The organism is Streptomyces sp. NPDC054840 (assembly GCF_053611065.1).
In genome coordinates this window covers 1-3,020 of the sequence record NZ_JBSGZP010000805.1, presented here as the reverse complement: position 1 = coordinate 3,020, position 3,020 = coordinate 1, and the positions used below count along the sequence as shown (strand labels likewise).

The following is a 3,020-nucleotide window of genomic DNA, read 5'->3' as shown; positions in this document are numbered from 1 at the left end:
CTTCTGGTTGCACCGCACCCGCGTGGCGAACGCTTCGTGTGCGGAGCGGGGTGCCGGTCAGGAGCGGGAGAGAGGGCCCGCTGAGTCCCTTCCGGCGATCACATCAGAGAGCTTCAGCCCTGCAGGGAGGCAACCTTGGTGGCCAGCGCCGACTTCTTGTTGGCGGCGGCGTTCTTGTGGATGACACCCTTCGAGACAGCCTTGTCGAGCGCACGCGCGGCAGCGCGAGAAGCCACGGTGGCCTTCTCGACGTCACCGGCGACGACGGCCTCGCGGGCCTTGCGGATCGCGGTCTTGAGCGAAGACTTGACGGCCTTGTTGCGCAGGCGCGCCTTCTCGTTCGTCTTGTTCCGCTTGATCTGGGACTTGATGTTCGCCACGAAAGAGCCTTTTCAGGTTCAGAGTTTTGTTCTTCGGATTGTGTCCCGACAGCTGAGAGGGCATACGAGACACAGCCACCCAGGCTACCAGGCACTCTGCGGGTGGCCCAAACCGAGCGCACTGCCCCGTCCATGGGACCATGGGAGTCTGCGTACAGGTCCGAGATCCCGCCGCCGACAGCGACGGGGGCCGGATCCGCGCTCCGACCGACGCTCCGCAAACGCTTCCGACTGCGACCCGAGAATCAGGACACTGCGTGCCCGCGATCCCCAGCCACGTGCCCGAGCCGAGCCGTACCGACCCGGCGCTGATCCGCAACTTCTGCATCATCGCGCACATCGACCACGGCAAGTCGACCCTTGCCGACCGGATGCTCCAGCTCACCGGTGTGGTCGACCAGCGGCAGATGCGCGCCCAGTACCTCGACCGCATGGACATCGAGCGTGAGCGCGGCATCACGATCAAGTCCCAGGCGGTCCGGCTGCCGTGGGCGCCGAACACGGGCGAGGACCTGGGCAGGACCCACGTCCTCAACATGATCGACACCCCCGGGCACGTCGACTTCACCTACGAGGTCTCGCGCTCCCTCGCCGCGTGCGAGGGCACCGTCCTGCTCGTGGACGCGGCCCAGGGCATCGAGGCCCAGACCCTCGCCAACCTGTACCTGGCGATGGAGAAGGACCTCGCGATCGTCCCGGTCCTGAACAAGATCGACCTGCCGGCCGCCCAGCCGGAGAAGTTCGCCGAGGAGCTCGCGAACCTGGTCGGCTGCCAGCCGGAGGACGTCCTGCGCGTCTCGGCCAAGACCGGTCTCGGCGTGGACGTGCTGCTGGACAAGATCGTCGCCACGGTCCCGGCCCCGGTCGGCCCCAAGGACGCCCCGGCCCGCGCGATGATCTTCGACTCGGTCTACGACTCGTACCGCGGTGTCGTGACCTACGTCCGTGTCGTCGACGGCCAGCTCAACAAGCGCGAGCGCATCCGGATGATGTCGACCGGCGCCACCCACGAGCTCCTGGAGATCGGCGTCTCCTCGCCGGAGATGACCCCGGCCGACGGCATCGGCGTCGGCGAGGTGGGCTACATCATCACCGGCGTGAAGGACGTCCGTCAGTCCAAGGTCGGTGACACCATCACCAGCCTGCACAACGGCGCGACCGAGGCCCTCGGCGGCTACAAGGACCCGCGTCCGATGGTCTTCTCCGGCCTGTACCCGCTCGACGGCTCGGACTACCCGGACCTGCGCGAGGCCCTGGACAAGCTGCAGCTCAACGACGCCGCGCTGGTCTACGAGCCGGAGACCTCGGCGGCGCTCGGCTTCGGCTTCCGCGTCGGCTTCCTCGGCCTGCTCCACCTGGACGTGGTCCGCGAGCGCCTGGAGCGCGAGTTCGGTCTCGACCTGATCGCCACCGCGCCGAACGTGGTCTACCGCGTCGTCATGGAGGACGGCAAGGAAGTCTCCGTCACCAACCCGAGCGAGTTCCCCGAGGGCAAGATCTCGGACGTGTTCGAGCCGGTCGTCCGGGCCACCCTGCTCGCGCCCTCCGAGTTCATCGGCGCGATCATGGAGCTCTGCCAGCAGCGCCGCGGCACCCTCCTCGGCATGGACTACCTCTCCGAGGACCGCGTCGAGATCCGCTACACGCTCCCCCTCGCGGAGATCGTCTTCGACTTCTTCGACCAGCTGAAGTCCAAGACGCGCGGCTACGCCTCCCTGGACTACGAGCCCACCGGGGAGCAGTCCGGCAGCCTGGTCAAGGTCGACATCCTGCTTCACGGCGACAAGGTCGACGCCTTCTCCGCCGTCTGCCACAAGGACGCCGCCTACGCCTACGGCGTGCGCCTGGTCGCCAAGCTGCGCGAGCTCATCCCGCGGCAGGCCTTCGAGATCCCGATCCAGGCGGCCGTCGGCTCCCGCGTCATCGCCCGCGAGACCATCCGCGCCATCCGCAAGGACGTCCTCGCCAAGTGCTACGGCGGTGACATCTCCCGTAAGCGGAAGCTGCTGGAGAAGCAGAAGGAAGGCAAGAAGCGGATGAAGATGGTCGGCTCCGTCGAGGTCCCGCAGGAGGCCTTCATCGCCGTCCTCTCCAGTGACGAGTCCGGCGGCAAGAAGAAGTAGTAGTCGCGCCGTCACCCGGCACGCACAGGCCCTCGCACTCCGGTGCGGGGGCCTGTTTCGTTATGAAGCGGCCGCTCGCGGGCTCTTACGCGCGCGCCGGTCGCGCTCTAGTCTGATCACTGCTCGATGGTTACTCGCCAGTTTAAAAAGTCAACGGCTGCAAACCCGCCAGTCCCCAGCGCCCCCAGCGCCCCACGCCCACGCACTACCGCGTGGATCGGTCCGGAGGATGTCGTGAGCGACACACAGACCTATCTCGAGAACCGCCCGCCGACCGTGGCGGTGCTCTTCCTTGAGCGCGTCGCAGCGACGCCGAACGACGAGGCCTACCGGTACCCGGTACCGGCGGCCGGCGGCCAGGGCGGCGCCGACGACTGGAAATCACTCAGCTGGGGCCAGGCGGCCGAGCGGGTCTTCGCCATCGCCGCCGGGCTGATCGCCCTCGGTCTGGGAACGGAGGAGCGCGTCGCGCTCGCCTCCAACACCCGGGTCGACTGGATCCTCTCCGACCTCGGCG

The 3,020-nt window shown here is 67.7% G+C and carries 3 protein-coding genes; 2 read left to right on the top strand and 1 reads right to left on the bottom strand.

Annotation, left to right across the window (positions count from 1 at the left end):
* Window positions 1–113: 113 nt before the first annotated feature.
* Window positions 114–380, bottom strand: a complete 267-nt coding sequence (gene rpsT, locus ACWGIU_RS34290; protein WP_030384651.1) for a 30S ribosomal protein S20 — start codon at window positions 378–380, stop codon at window positions 114–116.
* A gap of 257 nt (window positions 381–637) precedes the next feature.
* Between rpsT and lepA the strand changes: the two genes are divergently transcribed.
* Window positions 638–2,503: a translation elongation factor 4 gene (gene lepA, locus ACWGIU_RS34285; protein WP_453712008.1), complete on the top strand. Its 1,866-nt coding sequence runs from the start codon at window positions 638–640 to the stop codon at window positions 2,501–2,503.
* Window positions 2,504–2,737: 234 nt separating this feature from the next.
* On the top strand, window positions 2,738–3,020 hold a 283-nt coding region (locus tag ACWGIU_RS34280), incomplete at its 3' end, for an AMP-binding protein (RefSeq protein ID WP_453712007.1).